The following is a 16,603-nucleotide window of genomic DNA, read 5'->3' on the forward strand; positions in this document are numbered from 1 at the left end:
CCTCACACCCGCGTTGTGTGATGGTTTGGTGGCCGATGCAGTCGGGTAACCCGCGCCCGACCTGATCAACTTCGGCACGAGGAGCGGTTTGGCGCGCGACCGGGCAGCGAGGGCGGGTGAGCCGGCACATCTGCCGCTGGGCAGGCAGCGGCCGTCACTGGCGACCGTCCGGCGCTGGGTCCGGCTGGAGCTCACCGGGGAGCAGCCGGAGTGCGTCGCCGACGTGTTGCTGGTGGTGAACGAGCTGGTCAGCAACGCCTACCGGTACACGTCCGAGCCGTCGTTCCTGCGGGTCGCGGTGCAGACGGGCAGGATCCGGGTCGAGATCGCCCATGACGGCCTCGCCCGTCCGCCGTTGCGGAAGGTGTCCAGCCCGCAGCGCGGTTACGGGCTGGTGCTGGTGGCCCGGCTGTCGGATCGCTGGGGTGTCGACCGCGCGCACGGCGGCACCGTGGTCTGGGCGGATCTGCCGAGGGAGATGTGAATTCCAGTTGGGTGGGTTTCGATCTGCGCGCTGCTGGGTACGGAACCTCCTGCCTTGAACCAACAGGGCGCGGGGAGACGCTGATGGGTATCGCAGGACGGTCCGGCGAACGACTGGACCTCGTCCTACCAGAGGGAATGCTGCCGCTCGCAGACGTGCGGGCACAGGTGCGGCGCCTCCTGCAGGGGATGCACGAGAACGTCGTGGTCGACGTGATGGTCGTGGCCACGGAGCTCGTGAGCAACGCTTACCACCACGCCGCGCCACCGCGGCGGGCGCGCGTTCTCCACCTGCCGGAACGCCAGGTGGTGCGGGTCGAGGTCGACGACGGGACACCAGGCCGGTTCCCCCAGCTGGGGCGGATGGGCTTCCTGGGGCGCCGACAGCGGGGGTTGTTGCTGGTCAACGGCTTGGCGCAGGTCTGGGGGCACAACCGGTTCCCGGACCTGAAGACGGTGTGGGCGGACGTGTCCACGGTCAGATGAGGCCCTGGTCCAGCCCAGCACGGGCCTTCGGCCACGTGCCGGTGGCACGCTGAGGGCATGAAGGGCTCTCAGGCGGTCGACCGGCGCACGACGTGATCGGTTCGCGGTAGGTGCATCGTGAGGTGCGCGCGATCGCTCCGCAGGACGACCCACGACCGTTCGATCGGGACACCGCGGACGTCGTGGGCCATCCACGCGATCGACAGGACCGGTGTGGCGGGCCTGATGTCGAGCATCCCGGCGATGCGCGGCGTGGCGAGGGTGGTCGCGCACCACGGGTGCAGCTCGCCGAACCGGACCGCGTACCTGTCCACGAGGAACCTCCGCAGCGGCGCACCGCGGTCGTAGACCTCGGCGAGGCCGGGGAACTGGGAGGCGCGCAGGTACGTCGACCTGACACCGATGGGTTCGTCCCCTCGAACGAGCTATTTCCGGCCGATAACTGGCGACTCACTGAGCTTCGCGCGCGTCCGGGACCGAGCCGATCTCCCGGTAGGCCCGGACGGCTTCGTCCCGGTCGCCCCGCGGCGAACTCCCCGACCAGCCGGGACTTGCCCGTGCCGGGCTCACCGACCAGCGTGATCAGCCGCGGCCGGTTCGTGCGCCGAACCTGCTCGTAGCTCTCGCACAGCACGGCCATCTCGCTCGACCGGCCGACGAACGGCGTGTCGTCGCCGGCGGGCGTGAGCGTGCGGTCGGTCACCGGGCACGTCCTGACCTCGCCCTCGGCGGCCTGAGCGACCTTGCGCAGTCCCGCGTCGAGCAACGTGCCGCTGATTTCCAGCCGATCGCCGGACGTGACCAGCGCCGGACCCGTGCACACGCCGCCGCGGCCGGGTGGCGACCGGTGATCTCGAACGCCGCGCGCACCGCCCGTGCCGCGTCGTCCTCGCGGTCGATGCCGAGCTCCACCGCGAACCGCTCCCGTGCCGCGCGGAAGACCGCCAGTGCGTCGGCCTGCCGTCCGGACCGGTGGAGAGCGAGCATCAGCTGGCCCTGCAAACGTTCCCGGAGTGGATGGTCCCGCACGAGCGCTTCCTCGCGCAGGTGCGAGATCTCCACGAGCGCGGGCCACGTGACGCCGTCGGCCACCAGGTCCGCGAGCACCGGCCCGCGCCACAACGCCAGCGCGTCCCGCAGGATCCCGCGCGCCGTCGGCGGGTGAACCCGCCGAGCGCGACCTCGTGGCCGTCCACGCGGACCTGCAGCGGTCCGAGCACGGTGAACTCGACAGACATCGGTCTGGACCATACCGCCGGTGTCTGTGAGTCGGCTGTGCGTCACTCCACCAGACGGATGCCCTTGTGGTCGCGCCGATCCGGTGCCAGGTTGGTCGTTGACGTACCGACTGGTCCTCTGGGTGGGGAGATCACGGATGCGGCGGACGACGGTGTTCGGGCTGCTGGCGGTGTGCGGACTCGCGGCGGGCTGTCTGGGGCAGACGCGGGAGGGCGATCAGGCGCGCAACGCCGACGCCAAGGAGATCACGCTGACGATCGTCGCCAACGCGGCGGCGGGCGGGAAGAACGCCCGCGGCGCCAACTGGTTGCAGAACTGGGTGATCCCGAGGTTCACCGAACTGCAGAAGGCGAAGGGCGTCACGGCGGCGGTCAGGTTCGAGCAGAACGGGGCCGGGGACGAGGACTACAAGACCAAGGTGGCGCTGGACCTCAAGACCGGTGGTGGCGGCGACATCATCGAGATCGACGGCATCTGGCTCGGCGAGTTCGCGCAGGCCGGGCAGATCAAGCCGCTGAACGACGTGGTCGGCAACACCGACTGGGACGGCTGGAACCAGATTCCCAAGGCCGTGCAGGGGCTCGGCGAGTTCGACGGCAAGCGGTACGGCGTACCGATGGGCACCGACGGGCGTGTGCTGTTCTTCAACAAGAAGCTGTTCGCGCAGGCCGGGTTGCCCGCGGACTGGCAACCCAGGTCGTGGCAGGACGTGCTCGACGCCGGTGCCCGGTTGAAGACTTTGCCGGGCGTGACGCCTGTCCAGCTCAACGCCGGGACCGCGATGGGCGAGGCGACGACGATGCAGGGCGTGCTGCCCGCCTTGGCCGGCACCGGCAGGCCGATCCACGAGAACGGGAAGTGGCAAGGGGATTCGGCTCAGCTCAAGGACGTTCTGGGGCTGTACCAGAAGATCTACGGCGGTGGGCTCGGCGATCCCGTGCTGCAGCAGGAGGCCAAGGGCCGCGACCGGTCGTTCCAGCTGTTCAGCCAGAACAAGATCGGCATCCTGCTGGAGAGCGACTACTTCTGGCGTTCGGTGCTGGAGCCCCGCAACGGCGTGGCGAAGATGGCCGACCGCGACACCGCCCTGGGCTGGGCGTTGGTACCGGCTCGACGACCCGGCTCGGGTGTGGGCGGGCAGGACTTCGTGAGCATGTCCGGCGGTGGCGTGCGGGTGATCAACCCCAACACGAAGTACCCGAAGCAGGCGTGGGAGTTCATGCAGTTCCTCAACTCCGCCGAGGCGGTGAAGGAGTCGCTGGCCGGCACCGCGCAGCTCACCCAGCGCCAGGACGTCAACGACCAGGTGCTCAAGGGCGACCCGATGCTGACGTTCGTCGCGGAGAAGGTTCTGCCGATCACCCGCTACCGGCCGGGGCTCGCCGACTACCCGAAGGTGTCGGCGGCACTGCAGCAGGCGACCGCGGACGTGGTGGCGGGCAAGAGCCCGGACGACGCGGCTCGTGCTTATCGCGAGGCGCTGGTGAAGGCGGTCGGTGAGGGCAACGTTGGATAGCTCCGGGCTGGGCGTGCGGCGCGCGGTCGCGTTCGTGACGCCCGCGCTGGTGCTGATCGGGGTTTTCCTCGTGTTCCCGGCGCTCTGGACGCTCTACATCGGCATCACGAACTACCAGCTCACCGGGCCCGCGGCGGCCCACCCTCAGGTCGTGGGACTGGACAACGTCCTCAACGCCGTGCGCGATCCGTTGTTCACGAACTCGGTGTGGCTGACGGCGTTGTTCGTGCTGGGGTCCGCGGTGGTCGGGCAGAACGCGCTCGGCTTCGCGCTGGCGTGGCTGCTGCGCACGGTGCGGCCGGGGCTGCGGCGGACCGTCGAGGGGCTCGTCCTGCTGGCGTGGATCCTGCCGGGCACGGTCGTGGCGTACCTGTGGTTCGCGGTGCTCAGCCGCGACACCGGGACGCTCGGCGTGCTGCTCGGGTCGCCGCAGACCGCGTGGCTGGTGCAGTACCCGATGACCAGCCTGGTCGTCTTCAACGTCTGGCGCGGCACGGCGTTCTCGATGCTGCTCTACACCTCGGCGCTGGCCGCGGTGCCGCCGTCCCAGCTGGAAACCGCGCGGCTGATGGGAGCGTCGGCGTGGCAGACCGTGCGGGACGTGGTGTTCCCGCACATCCGCGGGCACGTGCTGACGAACACCCTGCTGATCAGCCTGTGGACGGCCAACGACTTCACGCCGTTCCTGCTGACCGCGGGCGGGCCGAACCACGAGTCCGAGGTGCTGCCGGTGCTGATCTACCGGCAGGCGCTGGAGAGCGGGCAGCTCGGTTACGCGTCCGCGATGTCGTTGCTGCTGCTGGTGGGCAACCTGGTGATCGCCCTGGTGTACCTGAGGTTGCTGCGGAGGCGTGCGTGAGTCCTCTGTGGATGGTTCGGCGGATCGGCTTCTACGTGCTGATCGCGGTGGTGCTGGTGTTCTTCGCGGTGCCGATGCTGTGGCTGGCCTCGGCGCCGTTCGACGCGAAGCCCGGTCTCGGGTTGCGGTGGCCGGACTGGACGCCGGCCAACGTCGCGGCGACGTTCGACCACCCGTACGCGCTGACGTCGTTGATGAACTCGTTGGTGCTGTGCGCGATCGCGACCGCGGTGACGACGGTCCTGGCCGCGCTGGCGGCCTACGCGTTGTCGCGCGTGCGGATCCCCGGCCGGGATCTCCTGCTGTACCTGCTGTTGCTGCTGTCGAGCGTCGTGACCGGCACGGCCGCGATGGTGCCGATCTTCGTGATGATGCTGCAGCTCGGCCTGATCAACTCGCAGTTCGGCACGGCGCTGGTGATCGCGGGCGGCATGCTGCCCGCGGCGATCTTCATCCTCAAGGACTTCATGGACGCCGTGCCGCGTTCGTACGAGGAGTCGGCGCGGGTGTTCGGCGCCTCACCGCGCCAGGTGCTGGGCCACGTCGTGCTGCCGGTCGCGCGGCCCGGGGTAGCGACGATCTTCGTGTGGGCGTTCGTCAACGCCTGGGGCAACTTCCTGCTGCCGTTCCTGCTGCTCCGCGACGTCGGTCAGCAGCCGGCGGCGGTGCTGCTGCGCACCCTCTACGACGAGGGCGGCAGCGCCAACCTGAGGGTGATCCCGGTGTTCTCGCTGCTGTACTCGATTCCGGTGGTCGTGCTGTACCTGTTCGTGAGCAAGCGGTACGGGTTCCGGTTCCACGGAGGCATCAAGAGCTGATGGCGGGCATCACGATCGCCGGTCTGTCCACCGTCTACCCCAACGGGGTGCGGGCGGTGGACTCGCTCGACCTCGACGTCCTCGACGGCGAGCTGTTCGCGTTGCTCGGCCCGTCCGGCTGCGGCAAGACGACCCTGCTGCGCACGATCGCGGGCCTCGAAGGCGCCTCCGAGGGGGCGGTCGGGATCGGTGCGCGGGACGTCACGCGGCTGCCGCCCGGTGACCGCCGGGTCGCGATGGTGTTCCAGGACTACGCGCTGTTCCCGCACATGACCGTCGGCGAGAACATCGCCTACCCGTTGCGGGTGCGGGGCGTGGCGAAGTCAGTGCGGCAGGACACCGCCGTGCGCACGGCCGACGGGCTGAGGCTCGGCGGGTTGCTGGATCGCCGCCCCGGCCAGCTCTCCGGCGGTCAGCAGCAACGGGCGGCGCTGGCCCGCGCGGTCGCCGCGTCCGCCGAGGTGCTGCTGCTGGACGAGCCTCTGTCCAATCTGGACGCCCGGTTGCGCTTGGAGGCGCGGACTTTCCTGAAGAAGCTGCAACGTGAACTGGAGCTGACGACCGTCTTCGTGACGCACGACCAGGCCGAGGCGCTGGCGCTGGCCGACCGGATCGCCGTCATGGACGCCGGACGGATCCGCCAGCTCGGCACGCCGCGCGAGGTCTTCCAGCGGCCCGCGGACACGTTCGTCGCGAACTTCATCGGCTCGACGCCCATGAACCTGGTGCCGCGCGGTTCCGAGATCATCGGTGTGCGGCCGGAGTACCTGACGCCCGCCGCCGAGGGCCTGTTCACCGGCTGTGTGTCCATTGTGGAGAACCTCGGCGTGACGTCGCTGGTGACGCTGGACTGCGGCGAGGACCAGATCGGCTACGTCGTGCCGGAGGACCACGAGCCCGCCGTCGGCACCACGGTGACCGTCGACGCCCCTGCCGCCCGCGTTCTGCGCTACGACAAGGAGACCGGCCTACTCGTGAGGTGAGGAGATGTTCCAAACCGACGGCTACGAGACGTACCGCGACCTGCTGGCGCCGGCCAGGTTCGAGGCGCTGGCCCGGCACTTCGACCGCAAGCTGGCGGCGCTGCCCGCCGGAGCGCGACCCGAGCACATGGACGTGCCGCACCTGACCGACCCGGCGCTGTTCGAGTGGCTGCTCGACCCGGACGTGCTGGACCTCGTCGAGTCGCTGATCGGCCCGGACATCGCGCTGTTCTCGTCGCACTTCATCTGCAAGCCCGCGGGCGACGGCAAGCCCGTGCCGTGGCACCAGGACGCGCACTTCTGGCGCGACACCATCGACCCGCCGGGCGACGCCGTCACCGTGTGGCTCGCGATCGACCCCTCCACCGTGGAGAACGGCTGCCTGCGCGTGATCCCCGGCAGCCATCTGACGGCCGTCTCGCACCACGGCAACGCCGACTCGTTCTTCAACCAGGAGACGTCGGTCGACGAGTCGCGCGCGGTCGACGTGGAGCTGGCGCGCGGCGCGTGCAGCGTCCACTCGGCCCTGCTGGTGCACGGCAGCCCGCCGAACCGCAGCACGACGCGGCGCTGCGGCTACACGATGCGGTACATGCCGACGACCGTTCGTTTCCTGAAGGCCGGCGAACACCGGATCTATCTCGCGCGCGGCCGCGACCACGCCGGCAACACCTACGCGCCGGTGCCGTGATCCTGCACCCGTTGTCGTCAGAGCGTGGAGAGCCGGACCGCCTTCGCCATCGCCTCGAACCCCTTGTCACCGGGGTGCAGGTGGTCGCCCTGGTCGTAGTCGGGCCGGATCCGCTGCGGATCGGCCGGATCCCGGATCACCGCGTCGAAGTCCACGACCGCGTCGAAGTCCGTGCCGGCGCGGATGAACGCGTTCACGGCCTGCCGCACCGCCTCCAGCTCGTCGGTGTAGCTGTGCCAGCCCTTGAACGGCGTGATGGTCGCGCCGATCACGCGCAGGCCGCGGTCGTGGGAGCGGGAGGCGATCTGCCTCAGCGCGGCGATGATCTTCGCGGGGTCGGTCTCGTGCGGGGTCTGCTGGATGTCGTTGATGCCCTCGAAGACGATGACCGTGCGGACGCCGGACTGGGTCAGCACGTCGCGGTTCAGGCGCGCCAGGGCGTTCGGGCCCGCCGAGTCGCCGTCGAGCAGGAGGCGGTTGCCGCTGATGCCCGCGTTCAGCACGCCCAGACGGGTGTTGACGCGGTCGGCGAGCTGGTCGGGCCAGCGGAGGTTCGCGCCCCAGGTCGAGTTGGCGCCGTCGGTGATCGAGTCGCCGAGGGCCACGACGCTGCCGCGCAAGGTCGACGAGCGGACGTCCACGCCGGAGACGTAGTGCCAGACCGACGTGCGCTCGCGGAAGGCGGCGGCGGACTCGTCGGCCGTGTGGTCACCGTCGCGGGTGAAGTACGAGTTCTGCATCGTGAGCTGGTGGTGGGTGACCGGGCCGCCCGGCGCCGGGGTGAAGACGCTGACCAGGAGGTCCGAGTCGGCCGGGACGGTCAGGGCCACGCCGTCGCTCACCACGTCGGCGCCGGGTGGCGCGGTGATCGACGGGGAGCCGCCGAAGGTCAGGGTGCGCATCGTGCCGGGCACCGCGGTGGGCGTGTCCGGGCCGGCCGCGCGGGCCACGGTCACCGCGCCGAACTGGACGGGCGTGCGGCCGTAGGCGTTGGAGAGGCGGACGCGGAGCTCGCGGCCGCCCGCGCTGATGTGCACGATGTTGCGGATCGAGAAGTTCGGGTAGCCGTTCTCCGTGCCGGGGACGGCGGAGGACGGTGCCGTGGCCCAGGTGCCGACCCATCTCGCGGGTGCGGCCTGCGCGGGTGCGGCTGCCGCCACGAACAACGCCACTGCCAGCAGAAAGCGTGTCATGCACTCGACCTTGGCAGCGCTCTCGCGGCTGCGGTAGCCGCCGATCTTCGGGTCCGCGTTGTGCCGAGTGCTCGATGAAGGGCGCCTTGCTGCACCTGAGGTGGATGAAGGCGCCCTTCATCGACGTCGAACGCGTGAGGCGCGGCCTAGGCTGCGAGCTGTGTGGAACGGGACTGAGTACCAGCGCAGGTTCGACGAGCTCGCCGAGTCGGGCGTGGACGTGCACGGCGAGGCGGCGTTCGTGCGCGCCTACGCGCCGAAGACCGTGCTGGACGCGGGCTGCGGCACCGGGCGAGTCGCGATCGAGCTGGCCAGGCACGGCATCGACGTCGTCGGCGCGGACCTCGACGAGTCGATGCTCGCCTACGCCCGCACCCACGCCCCGGACATCACGTGGGTGCGGTCCGACCTGGCCGAGCTCGACCTCCAGCGCACGTTCGACGTGGTCGTCATGGCGGGCAACGTGCCGTTGTTCACCGCGCCGGGGACGCAGGACAGGCTGGTGGCGGGTGTCGCGCGGCACGTGGGCGAGGTGCTGGTCGCCGGGTTCAGCCTCGACCGCGGGTATTCGGTCGAGGAGTACGACGAGCACTGCGCGCGGGCCGGGCTGCGGCTCGCCGAGCGGTTCGCCACCTGGGACCGGCAGGAGTTCCGCGGCGGCGACTACGCGGTGTCGGTCCACCTGGCCTGACCTGGGCTCACCCCCGCGCGTTGACGTGCAACGCGAGCGCGGTGCCCGCTCCCAGCGTGGCGGTGAACCTGCCGGACGAGTCGACGGTGACGCGGACGCAGCCGTTCTCCTGCACGTTGCAGTAGGTTCCGGCGGGCAGCGAGGTCTGGAACGTCTGCGTCACCGGGAAGGTCTCCCGGTTGATCGCGACGAAGCCCTTGCTGCCGCGCCCGAACGCGATGGCCTGGTAGCCGTTGTCCCACCAGTTCGTCACGTCGGTGCCGGCGACGGTGTTGCGGAACGCGACCATGTTCGCGATCTGCGTCCACAGGTGCTGGCACTTCCAGCCGCTGAAGCACACCGAGCTGGTGGGAGCCCCCGCGTCCTTGTCGGTGAACTCGTAGCCGGAGTAGACCTGCGGCGCGCCGTAGTTCCAGGCGAGCATGAACACGTTGGCCAGCGTGTAGGTCGAGTTGTCCTTGTACGACAACGTGGAGCCGTTGCGCTCGGTGTCCCAGTTGTCGACGAACGCCCTGGCCTGGCCGCTGGGCAGGTAGCCCCACGACTGGCCGAACGTGCGCAGGTAGGCGAGCCTCTCGTTGAGGAAGATCCGCTTCAGGTCGTAGGCGTAGCGGAACTCGTCCACGTCGCCGGAACCGGTGTACTCGCCCGGCTGCACGGCCTCACCGGCACCGTAGATGACCTCGTGCACCCAGAAGACGTTCGGGTTGGTCAGCTTCGCCTTGATCGCGGCGAGGTCGGCTGCGGCGATGTGCTTGGCCGCGTCGATCCGGAACCCGTCCACGCCCATGCCGATCAGCCGGTTGAGGTAGCCGGCGATCGCGCCGCGCACGTAGTCGCTGCCGGTGTCCAGATCGGACAGCTGGACGAGCTCGCAGTTCTGGACGTCGGACCGGTCCTGGTAGTTCGTGATGGCCGTGCGGCACGAGTGGAAGTCCCAGTCGCTGTACAGGCCGGGGTAGTTGTACTTCGAGTAGCTCGAACCGCCGGTGCCGGTGCCCGATCCGGCGCTCATGTGGTTGACCACCGCGTCGGCGATGACCTTGACGCCCGCGTTGTGGCAGGTCGTGATCATGTTCCGGAACGCCGTCTCGTCACCGAGCCGACCGGCGACGGAGTAGCTGACCGGCTGGTAGGAGGTCCACCACTGGGAGCCCTGGACGTGCTCGGTGGCGGGGGACACCTCCACGTAGCCGTAGCCCTTGGGACCCAGGACGCCGGTGCACTCCGCGGCCACTCGGGCGAACGGCCACTGGAACAGGGTGACGGTGACGTCCTTGCTGCCCGGAGGGGCCGCAAAAGTTTGCACAGGTGCGCACAGGCCGGTGACCAGGACGGCCACGAGCAGCGCGCGAAGAGCCGAGGAAACCACGTTGTCTCCTTGCCGCAGGGATGCTCACCCGGTCGTACCAGCCGGTAGCGCCCTTCGGGAGGGGATGCAAGAACTTTCGGGCCGAATTCGTCCGGCCGGTCCACAGTGGAATGCCGGTGATTCGCGCGTGTCCGCGCGCTCGCGGGCGCTACGGTAGCGGCGTGACGTCGTGGCTCGATGTGATCAACTATGTCCGGCTCCGGTACGAGGTGCTGGAGGAGACCGGCGACTGGTTGCGCTTCCGGCTGGACACGGCCGGTGAGCGGACTCAGCAGGTGGCCGTGCACCACCTGCCTGACCTGGACGGCCAGGAGTGGGTGGAGATCTCCTCGCCCGTCGGCCGTGCCGACGAGGTCGACCTCCGCCGCTTCCTGGAGCTGGCCGGCGCGCCGGAGTTCGGTGGCGCGGCGGTCGTGGACGGTCTCGCGCTGCTCAAGCACACGGCGCCGCTGGAGGACCTGAGCATCCGCGAGGAGTTCGAGCGGCCGCTCACCCTGCTGGTCGCCCGTGCCGACGCTATCGAGCACGAGCTGACGAGCGGCGACGACTTCTAACGGGGCAACGCTTCGAGCAGCTCCTCCGGCGTCTCCAGCTGCGGCAGGTGACCGGTCCGGGGGAGCAGCGTGAACGTCGATCCCGGAATCGCGGCGGCGTAGGCCTTGCCGTACGCGGAGTCGACGATGCGGTCGCTCTCGCCCCACAGCACGTGCACCGGGATCCGCACGTCGCGGAGCCGGTCGAGCAACGTCGGGTCGGTCATGGACGCGCCGGTGTAGCCGATCAGCGCCTGCACGTCCGGGCTCGGACCGGTGCCGCTGGGCCGGGGTGCCTTGCCGGGGTCGTGCCACGAGTGCGCCTGGATCTCGGCGAGGCTGAAGCCGCTGATGTCGGTCATCGGGTGGCCCTCGACCGCGACGCCGATCCCGTTGACGATCACGGCCGCGCTGACGCGCGGGCTCGCGCAGAGGGCGATCTCGGCGGCGAGCCAGCCGCCGAACGAGTTGCCGAGCACGGTCACGTTCTCCAGGCCGAGCTCGTCCAGCATCGTGACGTAGTGCCGGGCGAGCTCGGCGACACCGGTCAGCCCGGCGGGTTTCGGGGTGCCGCCGAACCCCGGATGCGTGGGCACCAGCACCTGGGCGCCGGTGCGTTCGCGCAGCAGGTCGCCGAACTTGGTCATCGTGTGCACGCCGCCTCCGCCGTGCAGGAGGAGGTAGGTCTGTGTGGTCTGCATGTAAGGAACCTTAGATAAGGTTGCTTATATAAGCAAGGTGGTTAAGCTTTCGGGTGTGAAGCACCGCCCCGCTGACGTCGCGCTCGCCGTGAAGCGACTGCAACACCGTCACCACCGCGCGCTGAGCCAGGCGCTCGCGCCGCTCGGGCTGTCCCTCGTGCAGTGGGACACCCTGCGCCACCTGCACCGGCAGCCGGACGCCTCGCTGCACGACCTCGCGGTGCTGACGTTCCAGACCGACCAGTCCTTCGGCTCGCTGGCCGCGCGCATGGCCGACCGCGGGCTCATCGAACGGGTGGCGGGGCCGGGGCGAGCGGTGCGGCACCGGCTCACCGAGGAGGGGGCGCGGCTGCGCGCGGAAGGTCAGGAGCTGGTCGACCGCGTCACCGAGTCGTCGTTCGACGCGCTGTCGGCCGCACAGCTCGACCAGCTGGGCGACCTGCTTCAGGCCGCGCTGGGCTCCTGACGTTCAGGCCAGCAGTTTCGCGGCTGCCCACGTCACCGCGTCGGCCGTCGCGGTCGGTGAGCTCGACGGCTGCATCACGTGGCTGAGCACGTGCCGGACGATCAGGTCGATCGCGATGTCCAGCTCCTGGCCGCCGAGTGACAGCGCGTAGGACTGCAGGCACCGCGACACCACGGCCTTCGCCGCGTCCAGCAGGCCCTCGGTGTGGGTGGTGAGCAACGGCAGGAGCTCGGTGTTCGCGCCGTGCGTCGCGGAGACCACGGCGTGCAGCAAAGCGTTGCCCTGCGCCAGTTCCAGGACGTTCCGCACGGCCGCGCGGATGGCTTCCAGCACGTCGTCCGGGTGCTCGTCGAACGCGGCGGTGACCACGGTGAGGAAGCGGTCGAGCTCGGCGAGCACGACCGCTTCGGCCAGCTGGGGCTTGGCGCCCACCTCGTTGTAGACGGTCTGCCGGCTCACGCCCAGCTCGGCGGCCAGGCGCGCCATGGTGACGGCCTGCCAGCCCTGGTCGGTGATGAGCTTGGCGGTGACCGACAGGATCGCGTCACGCAGTGGTGTCATGGGGCTCCGATGGCTACGAAGTCGACCTTTTCCCGCACTCCGCAGTCGGGGCAGCACCAGGAGTCGGGGACGGCCGACCACGGCGTTCCCGCCGGGAACCCCTCGCGGGGAGCACCGACCGCGGCGTCGTAAACGTAACCGCATCCTGGGCAGCGGGCACCTTCGGCACCCTCGTCGAGCTGCGCGGCGGTGTCCTCAGTGGACTGGGAGCCGACCGGCGCGGGCGGCAGCGGGTAGCGGGCGAGGACCTTCTCGCGTTGCGGCGGGTGGATGTTCGCCCGGCTGATGTCTCCGTCGAAGTGGGCGAGCACCCGCGGGTCCATGACACGGCGCCACAACGGTGGCACCAGCGCGAGCAGGATCATGCCCGCGTAGCCGGTGGGCAGCACGGGTGACTCCTCGAAGTCCCGCAGGGTCTGGTAGCGGCGCACGGGGTTCGCGTGGTGGTCGCTGTGCCGCTGCAGGTGGTACAGCAGCACGTTCGTGGCGATGTTGTTGGAGTTCCAGCTGTGGCTGGGGTTCACCCGCTCGTACCGGACGCGGCCGGGGATGCCGACCTTCTGCCGCAGCATGCCGTAGTGCTCCATGTAGTTCACGACTTCCAGCAACGAGAAGCCCACGACGGCCTGCAACACCAGGTACGGCAGGATGCCGAAGCCGAGCCACCAGATCATCGCGCCCCACAGCACCGCCGACATCAGCCACGCGTTGAGCACGTCGTTGCCGATCCGCCACGGGTGGCGGTCGCGACGGCCGTAGCGCTTCTTCTCCAGCCGCCACGCGCTTTTCACCGACCCGGCGACGGTGCGCGGCCAGAACCGGTAGAAGCTCTCGCCGACCCGCGCGCTCGCGGGGTCCTCCGGCGTCGCGACGCGCACGTGGTGGCCGCGGTTGTGCTCGATGTAGAAGTGGCCGTAGAAGCTCTGCGCCAGCGCGATCTTGGACAGCCAGCGCTCGTGGCTCTCCTTCTTGTGCCCCAGCTCGTGCGCGGTGTTGATGCCGATGCCGCCGATGGCGCCGATCGACACCGCGAGCCCGATCTTGTCCACAACGGACAGATCGCCGGTCGCGATCGTGTGGAACGCCACCGCGAGGCCCGCGTACTGGATCGGCAGGAAGAGGAACGTGATCCAGCGGTAGTAGCGGTCCTGCTCCAGCGCCTCGATCAGCTCGTCGGGCGGGTTGGAGCGGTCCAGCCCGGCCAGCAGGTCGATGGCGGGAACGATCACCAGCACCACGATCGGGCCGGTCCACAGCCACACGCCCCAGCCCGTCAGCGCGTGCAGCCCCAGCGCCACGAAGGCGAGCGACGGGACCACCAGGCCGATCAGCCACAGGTAGCGCTTGCGGTCCTTCCACTGCTCGGTCGAGCTCTCTGTGACAGTGCCTGTCATCGCCGCTCCTCCCGTTACCTTGACAAAACGGTAGGAGATGTAAAGTCGGTTTGACAAGTGGGCGTCAGATGTAAAGCGACGCCTGCTTCGCGGCCTCCACGAACGCCCAGGTGAGCGGGTCGTCCTGGACCCATGCGAGGACGACGGGGCTGGGCGGCAGGTCGGTGAGCGGCACGACCTTCAGCTCGCCGAGGTCGTGGCCGAGCGGGGCCAGGCCGACGGTCCCGTTCCACAGCACGGACTGCACGCACTCCTGCACCGCGCGGACGACCGGGCCTCTGCGCGGCCGGCCGCCGTTCCAGTAGCTCTGCCAGATCTCGTCGGTGCCTTCCGGGAACTGGAACCACGTGCGGTCGTCCAGGTCGGCGGTGGTGAGGTGGTCGCGCTGGGCGAGCGGGTCGTCCTCGCGCAGCACCGCGCCGACCGGGTCTTCGCGCAGCACCAGGGTTTTGAGGCCTCGGGTGTCGAACGGGCCGCGAGTCAGGGCGACGTCGACCTGGTTGGTGCGCAGGCCGCAGGTGGGGTCGGTCAGGTCGGCCTCGCGGATGCGGATCTCGACGTGGGGGTGCCTGCGGCGGAACGCGGTGGCGATCCGGGCGGCGCCGCGGTCGGAGAGGATGCCGACGGTGAGCGTCCTGCGCGCGAGCGTCGTGCGGATGCGGTCGGCGTGGTCGAGCAGGACCTTGGCTTCGTGCAACAGGGTCCGGCCGGCCTCGGTGAGCGTGACGCCGGCGGGGGAGCGGTGCAGCAGCGTGACGCCGAGGTCGGCTTCGAGGTGTTTGATCGCCCGGCTCAGCGGCGGCTGGCTCAGGTGCAGTCGCCGGGCGGCGCGGCCGAAGTGCAGCTCCTCGGCGACCGCGACGAAATAACGCAGCGTCCGCAGCTCCATGACCAGCCACGATACTGGTGCGGTATCGGCGGTGCGCACTTGGTCTTGGACGGCCAGTGGGTTCTGGCGGTGGGGTTGGGGCATGAACCTTCCTGACCCGGTCGTCCAGGTTTCCTCCGCCGTCGAGGTGGCCCCGGACGTGGTGGTGATCCCGAACGGCCACGTCGGCCTCGTGCCCAACATCGGTGTCATCGGTGGCACCGACGCCGTTCTCGTGGTGGACACCGGACTTGGTGCTGCCAACGCCTCGGAGGTGCTCGCGTTCGCTTCGGAGATCGCGCGCGGACGGCGGATCCACCTGACGACGACGCACTTCCACCCGGAGCACGCCTTCGGGGCCGCGGTGTTCGTCGGCTCCTACCTGGTGAACCGGGCGCAGGCGCTGGATCTCGCCCGGAAGGGCGCGGGCTACCTGGAGATGTTCCGCGGGTTCGGCGGCGCGGTCGCCGACCGGCTGGCGGACGTGTCCGTGCCGGTGCCGGACGAGGTGTTCGACGGCGTGCGCACCCTCGACCTCGGCGGCCGTTCGGTGGTGCTGAGGCCCACCGGGCGCGGGCACACGCTGGGGGACCAGGTGGTCGAGGTGCCGGACGCGGGCGTGCTGTTCACCGGCGACCTCGCCGAGACCGGTCAGTTCGCGATCTTCCCGTGGTTCCCGCCGCACGACACCGACGTCTCCGGGGTGGGCTGGATCGAGGTGATGGACCGGTTGGTCGCGTCCGCGCCGCGGATCGTGGTGCCGGGGCACGGGACGGTCGGTGGCCCCGAGGTGCTCGCCGGGATGCGGGACTACCTGCGCGAGCTGCGGGACGAGACGTGGCGCCGTCGTGACTCCGCCGACGTCGCCGCCGAGGTGCGGGCGGTGCTGGTCGAGCGGTACCCGGAGTGGACCGGGCAGGAGTGGATCGAGCGCGGTGTTGGTTGCTTCTGTAATTTCAGTGCTGACTAAAGCTAGACCTCGCCGAGGTGCTCGCGGATGACCTTCTTGGGCACGCACATGGTCCAAGCGCCGACGACGAGCTCGGTCATCTCCTCGACGTCCAGCTCGGCCATCGAGGCGTGCACCCACTGGAACCGCATGTCGGACCGGCTCGGGAACGCGAACTTGACCGGGTCGCTCGCGACCAGGGCCTCGCGTTCCTCGCGCGGATAGCCGAAACCGAGCACGGTCTCGTCGCGCGACAGCGCCGCGTAGACGATCCGGCCCACGCGGAACTTCACGCGGTCGCGGATCAGGTGTTCGGTGGTACGCGGCAACGACAGCGCCACGGCACGGATGTCGGCGACGGTGACCATCAGGCAATCCTGTACGCCGCGGCGCCGTTGTGCAGGTAGTTCGCGCGGCCGTGCGCATCGGAACCGATCAGGGACATGACCTGCAGGGTGGCGGCGAACTTCGCAACGGCGTCGTCGGAGACGCCGGTCGTGCGGGTGAGCAGGGGCCTGGCGGTGACGGTTTCCGCGGCGGAAGGGTTGCTCAGCGCAAAATCTGGCAATAACTACGAATCGGACAATCAAGATCGAGAACGCCGTCGTTCACCAACTGCTGAGCCAAAGTCGCGGTCCAGATTTTCGTGATCGAAACGATCGTGTCCGGAGGGGCAGCGCACTCGCTGAGTGTTCCTCGATTTCGCCGTTGGCCAGCACTGCGACCTGCGCGCCCGGCACCTGGTGCCGCGCAACGAGTTCCGTCAGGTTCCACCCCATGGAAAGACCCTACCGAGGCGG

At 69.7% G+C, this 16,603-nt stretch carries 21 protein-coding genes and 1 pseudogene; 11 read left to right on the plus strand and 11 right to left on the minus strand.

Annotated elements, in window-relative coordinates; translation table 11 throughout:
- The first annotated feature begins 88 nt into the window (after window positions 1–88).
- Entirely contained in the window at window positions 89–484 is a 396-nt protein-coding gene (locus ABZV40_RS35470) for an ATP-binding protein (RefSeq protein WP_355451862.1), read from the plus strand.
- 83 nt (window positions 485–567) lie between these two features.
- Window positions 568–969 carry a hypothetical protein gene (locus ABZV40_RS35475; protein ID WP_355451864.1) on the plus strand — a complete coding sequence of 134 codons (402 nt, stop codon included), beginning with the start codon at window positions 568–570 and terminating at the stop codon, window positions 967–969.
- A gap of 68 nt (window positions 970–1,037) precedes the next feature.
- On the opposite strand, the gene ABZV40_RS35480 is transcribed toward ABZV40_RS35475, so the two are convergent.
- The 3 genes and pseudogenes from ABZV40_RS35480 to ABZV40_RS35490 all read right to left on the minus strand — a co-directional run bounded on the left by ABZV40_RS35480 (window position 1,038) and on the right by ABZV40_RS35490 (window position 2,220).
- Window positions 1,038–1,373 carry a UTRA domain-containing protein gene (locus ABZV40_RS35480; protein WP_355451991.1) on the minus strand — a complete coding sequence of 112 codons (336 nt, stop codon included), beginning with the start codon at window positions 1,371–1,373 and terminating at the stop codon, window positions 1,038–1,040.
- A gap of 134 nt (window positions 1,374–1,507) precedes the next feature.
- Window positions 1,508–1,672 (minus strand): annotated as a pseudogene (locus ABZV40_RS35485) (ATP-binding protein); the annotation flags it as partial.
- Complete coding sequence (locus tag ABZV40_RS35490; protein WP_355451867.1) at window positions 1,669–2,220, minus strand: BTAD domain-containing putative transcriptional regulator; 552 nt, start codon at window positions 2,218–2,220, stop codon at window positions 1,669–1,671. The gene ABZV40_RS35490 and the pseudogene ABZV40_RS35485, both read right to left, overlap by 4 nt.
- Before the next feature lie 124 nt (window positions 2,221–2,344).
- On the opposite strand from ABZV40_RS35490, the gene ABZV40_RS35495 reads away from it, so the two are divergent.
- The 5 genes from ABZV40_RS35495 to ABZV40_RS35515 are packed head-to-tail and all read left to right on the plus strand — an operon-like array spanning window position 2,345 to window position 7,075.
- On the plus strand, window positions 2,345–3,724 hold the full coding sequence (locus ABZV40_RS35495; protein ID WP_355451870.1) for an extracellular solute-binding protein: 1,380 nt from the start codon (window positions 2,345–2,347) through the stop codon (window positions 3,722–3,724).
- Window positions 3,705–4,583 (plus strand): sugar ABC transporter permease, encoded by an 879-nt coding sequence (locus ABZV40_RS35500; protein ID WP_355451873.1) that lies wholly within the window; start codon window positions 3,705–3,707, stop codon window positions 4,581–4,583. Before ABZV40_RS35495 ends, ABZV40_RS35500 begins: the two co-directional genes overlap by 20 nt.
- Window positions 4,580–5,401, plus strand: coding sequence for a carbohydrate ABC transporter permease (locus tag ABZV40_RS35505; protein ID WP_355451876.1), 822 nt, complete (start codon window positions 4,580–4,582; stop codon window positions 5,399–5,401). The genes ABZV40_RS35500 and ABZV40_RS35505 overlap by 4 nt, the downstream gene beginning before the upstream one ends.
- Window positions 5,401–6,384 carry an ABC transporter ATP-binding protein gene (locus tag ABZV40_RS35510; RefSeq protein ID WP_355451879.1) on the plus strand — a complete coding sequence of 328 codons (984 nt, stop codon included), beginning with the start codon at window positions 5,401–5,403 and terminating at the stop codon, window positions 6,382–6,384. Before ABZV40_RS35505 ends, ABZV40_RS35510 begins: the two co-directional genes overlap by 1 nt.
- 4 nt (window positions 6,385–6,388) lie before the next feature.
- Window positions 6,389–7,075 carry a phytanoyl-CoA dioxygenase family protein gene (locus ABZV40_RS35515; RefSeq protein WP_355451882.1) on the plus strand — a complete coding sequence of 229 codons (687 nt, stop codon included), beginning with the start codon at window positions 6,389–6,391 and terminating at the stop codon, window positions 7,073–7,075.
- Window positions 7,076–7,092: 17 nt separating this feature from the next.
- On the opposite strand, the gene ABZV40_RS35520 is transcribed toward ABZV40_RS35515, so the two are convergent.
- Window positions 7,093–8,268: an SGNH/GDSL hydrolase family protein gene (locus ABZV40_RS35520; RefSeq protein ID WP_355451885.1), complete on the minus strand. Its 1,176-nt coding sequence runs from the start codon at window positions 8,266–8,268 to the stop codon at window positions 7,093–7,095.
- Window positions 8,269–8,428: 160 nt separating this feature from the next.
- Here ABZV40_RS35520 and ABZV40_RS35525 point away from each other — a divergent pair, with 160 nt between their 5' ends.
- Window positions 8,429–8,959 (plus strand): class I SAM-dependent methyltransferase, encoded by a 531-nt coding sequence (locus ABZV40_RS35525; protein WP_355451888.1) that lies wholly within the window; start codon window positions 8,429–8,431, stop codon window positions 8,957–8,959.
- A gap of 7 nt (window positions 8,960–8,966) precedes the next feature.
- On the opposite strand, the gene ABZV40_RS35530 is transcribed toward ABZV40_RS35525, so the two are convergent.
- Entirely contained in the window at window positions 8,967–10,331 is a 1,365-nt protein-coding gene (locus tag ABZV40_RS35530; RefSeq protein WP_355451891.1) for an alpha-amylase family protein, read from the minus strand.
- A 161-nt stretch (window positions 10,332–10,492) separates the two neighbouring features.
- On the opposite strand from ABZV40_RS35530, the gene ABZV40_RS35535 reads away from it, so the two are divergent.
- Window positions 10,493–10,885, plus strand: coding sequence for a hypothetical protein (locus ABZV40_RS35535; protein WP_355451894.1), 393 nt, complete (start codon window positions 10,493–10,495; stop codon window positions 10,883–10,885).
- On the opposite strand, the gene ABZV40_RS35540 is transcribed toward ABZV40_RS35535, so the two are convergent.
- The gene (locus ABZV40_RS35540) at window positions 10,882–11,565 is read right to left on the minus strand and encodes an alpha/beta fold hydrolase (RefSeq protein ID WP_355451897.1); all 684 of its coding nucleotides are present in this window, start codon (window positions 11,563–11,565) and stop codon (window positions 10,882–10,884) included. The two genes, ABZV40_RS35535 and ABZV40_RS35540, sit on opposite strands and share 4 nt — an antisense overlap.
- A 55-nt stretch (window positions 11,566–11,620) precedes the next feature.
- Between ABZV40_RS35540 and ABZV40_RS35545 the strand changes: the two genes are divergently transcribed.
- Window positions 11,621–12,031 (plus strand): MarR family transcriptional regulator, encoded by a 411-nt coding sequence (locus tag ABZV40_RS35545; RefSeq protein WP_355451900.1) that lies wholly within the window; start codon window positions 11,621–11,623, stop codon window positions 12,029–12,031.
- 3 nt (window positions 12,032–12,034) lie between these two features.
- Here ABZV40_RS35545 and ABZV40_RS35550 read toward each other — a convergent pair whose 3' ends face one another.
- From ABZV40_RS35550 to ABZV40_RS35560, 3 genes are all read right to left on the minus strand, one after another.
- Window positions 12,035–12,592, minus strand: a complete 558-nt coding sequence (locus tag ABZV40_RS35550) for a TetR/AcrR family transcriptional regulator (RefSeq protein ID WP_355451903.1) — start codon at window positions 12,590–12,592, stop codon at window positions 12,035–12,037.
- Complete coding sequence (locus ABZV40_RS35555; RefSeq protein WP_355451906.1) at window positions 12,589–13,986, minus strand: fatty acid desaturase; 1,398 nt, start codon at window positions 13,984–13,986, stop codon at window positions 12,589–12,591. Before ABZV40_RS35555 ends, ABZV40_RS35550 begins: the two co-directional genes overlap by 4 nt.
- 64 nt (window positions 13,987–14,050) lie before the next feature.
- Window positions 14,051–14,875: a LysR substrate-binding domain-containing protein gene (locus ABZV40_RS35560; RefSeq protein ID WP_355451909.1), complete on the minus strand. Its 825-nt coding sequence runs from the start codon at window positions 14,873–14,875 to the stop codon at window positions 14,051–14,053.
- 82 nt (window positions 14,876–14,957) lie between these two features.
- Here ABZV40_RS35560 and ABZV40_RS35565 point away from each other — a divergent pair, with 82 nt between their 5' ends.
- Entirely contained in the window at window positions 14,958–15,824 is an 867-nt protein-coding gene (locus ABZV40_RS35565; protein WP_355451912.1) for an MBL fold metallo-hydrolase, read from the plus strand.
- Between the two features lie 2 nt (window positions 15,825–15,826).
- On the opposite strand, the gene ABZV40_RS35570 is transcribed toward ABZV40_RS35565, so the two are convergent.
- A complete protein-coding gene (locus ABZV40_RS35570) occupies window positions 15,827–16,171 on the minus strand; it encodes an MmcQ/YjbR family DNA-binding protein (RefSeq protein ID WP_355451915.1) in 345 nt (114 codons plus the stop codon).
- The gene (locus ABZV40_RS35575; protein WP_355451918.1) at window positions 16,171–16,371 is read right to left on the minus strand and encodes a hypothetical protein; all 201 of its coding nucleotides are present in this window, start codon (window positions 16,369–16,371) and stop codon (window positions 16,171–16,173) included. Before ABZV40_RS35575 ends, ABZV40_RS35570 begins: the two co-directional genes overlap by 1 nt.
- Window positions 16,372–16,603 lie beyond the last annotated feature (232 nt).

The organism is Lentzea sp. NPDC004782, assembly GCF_040609115.1.
Lineage (GTDB): Bacteria > Actinomycetota > Actinomycetes > Mycobacteriales > Pseudonocardiaceae > Lentzea.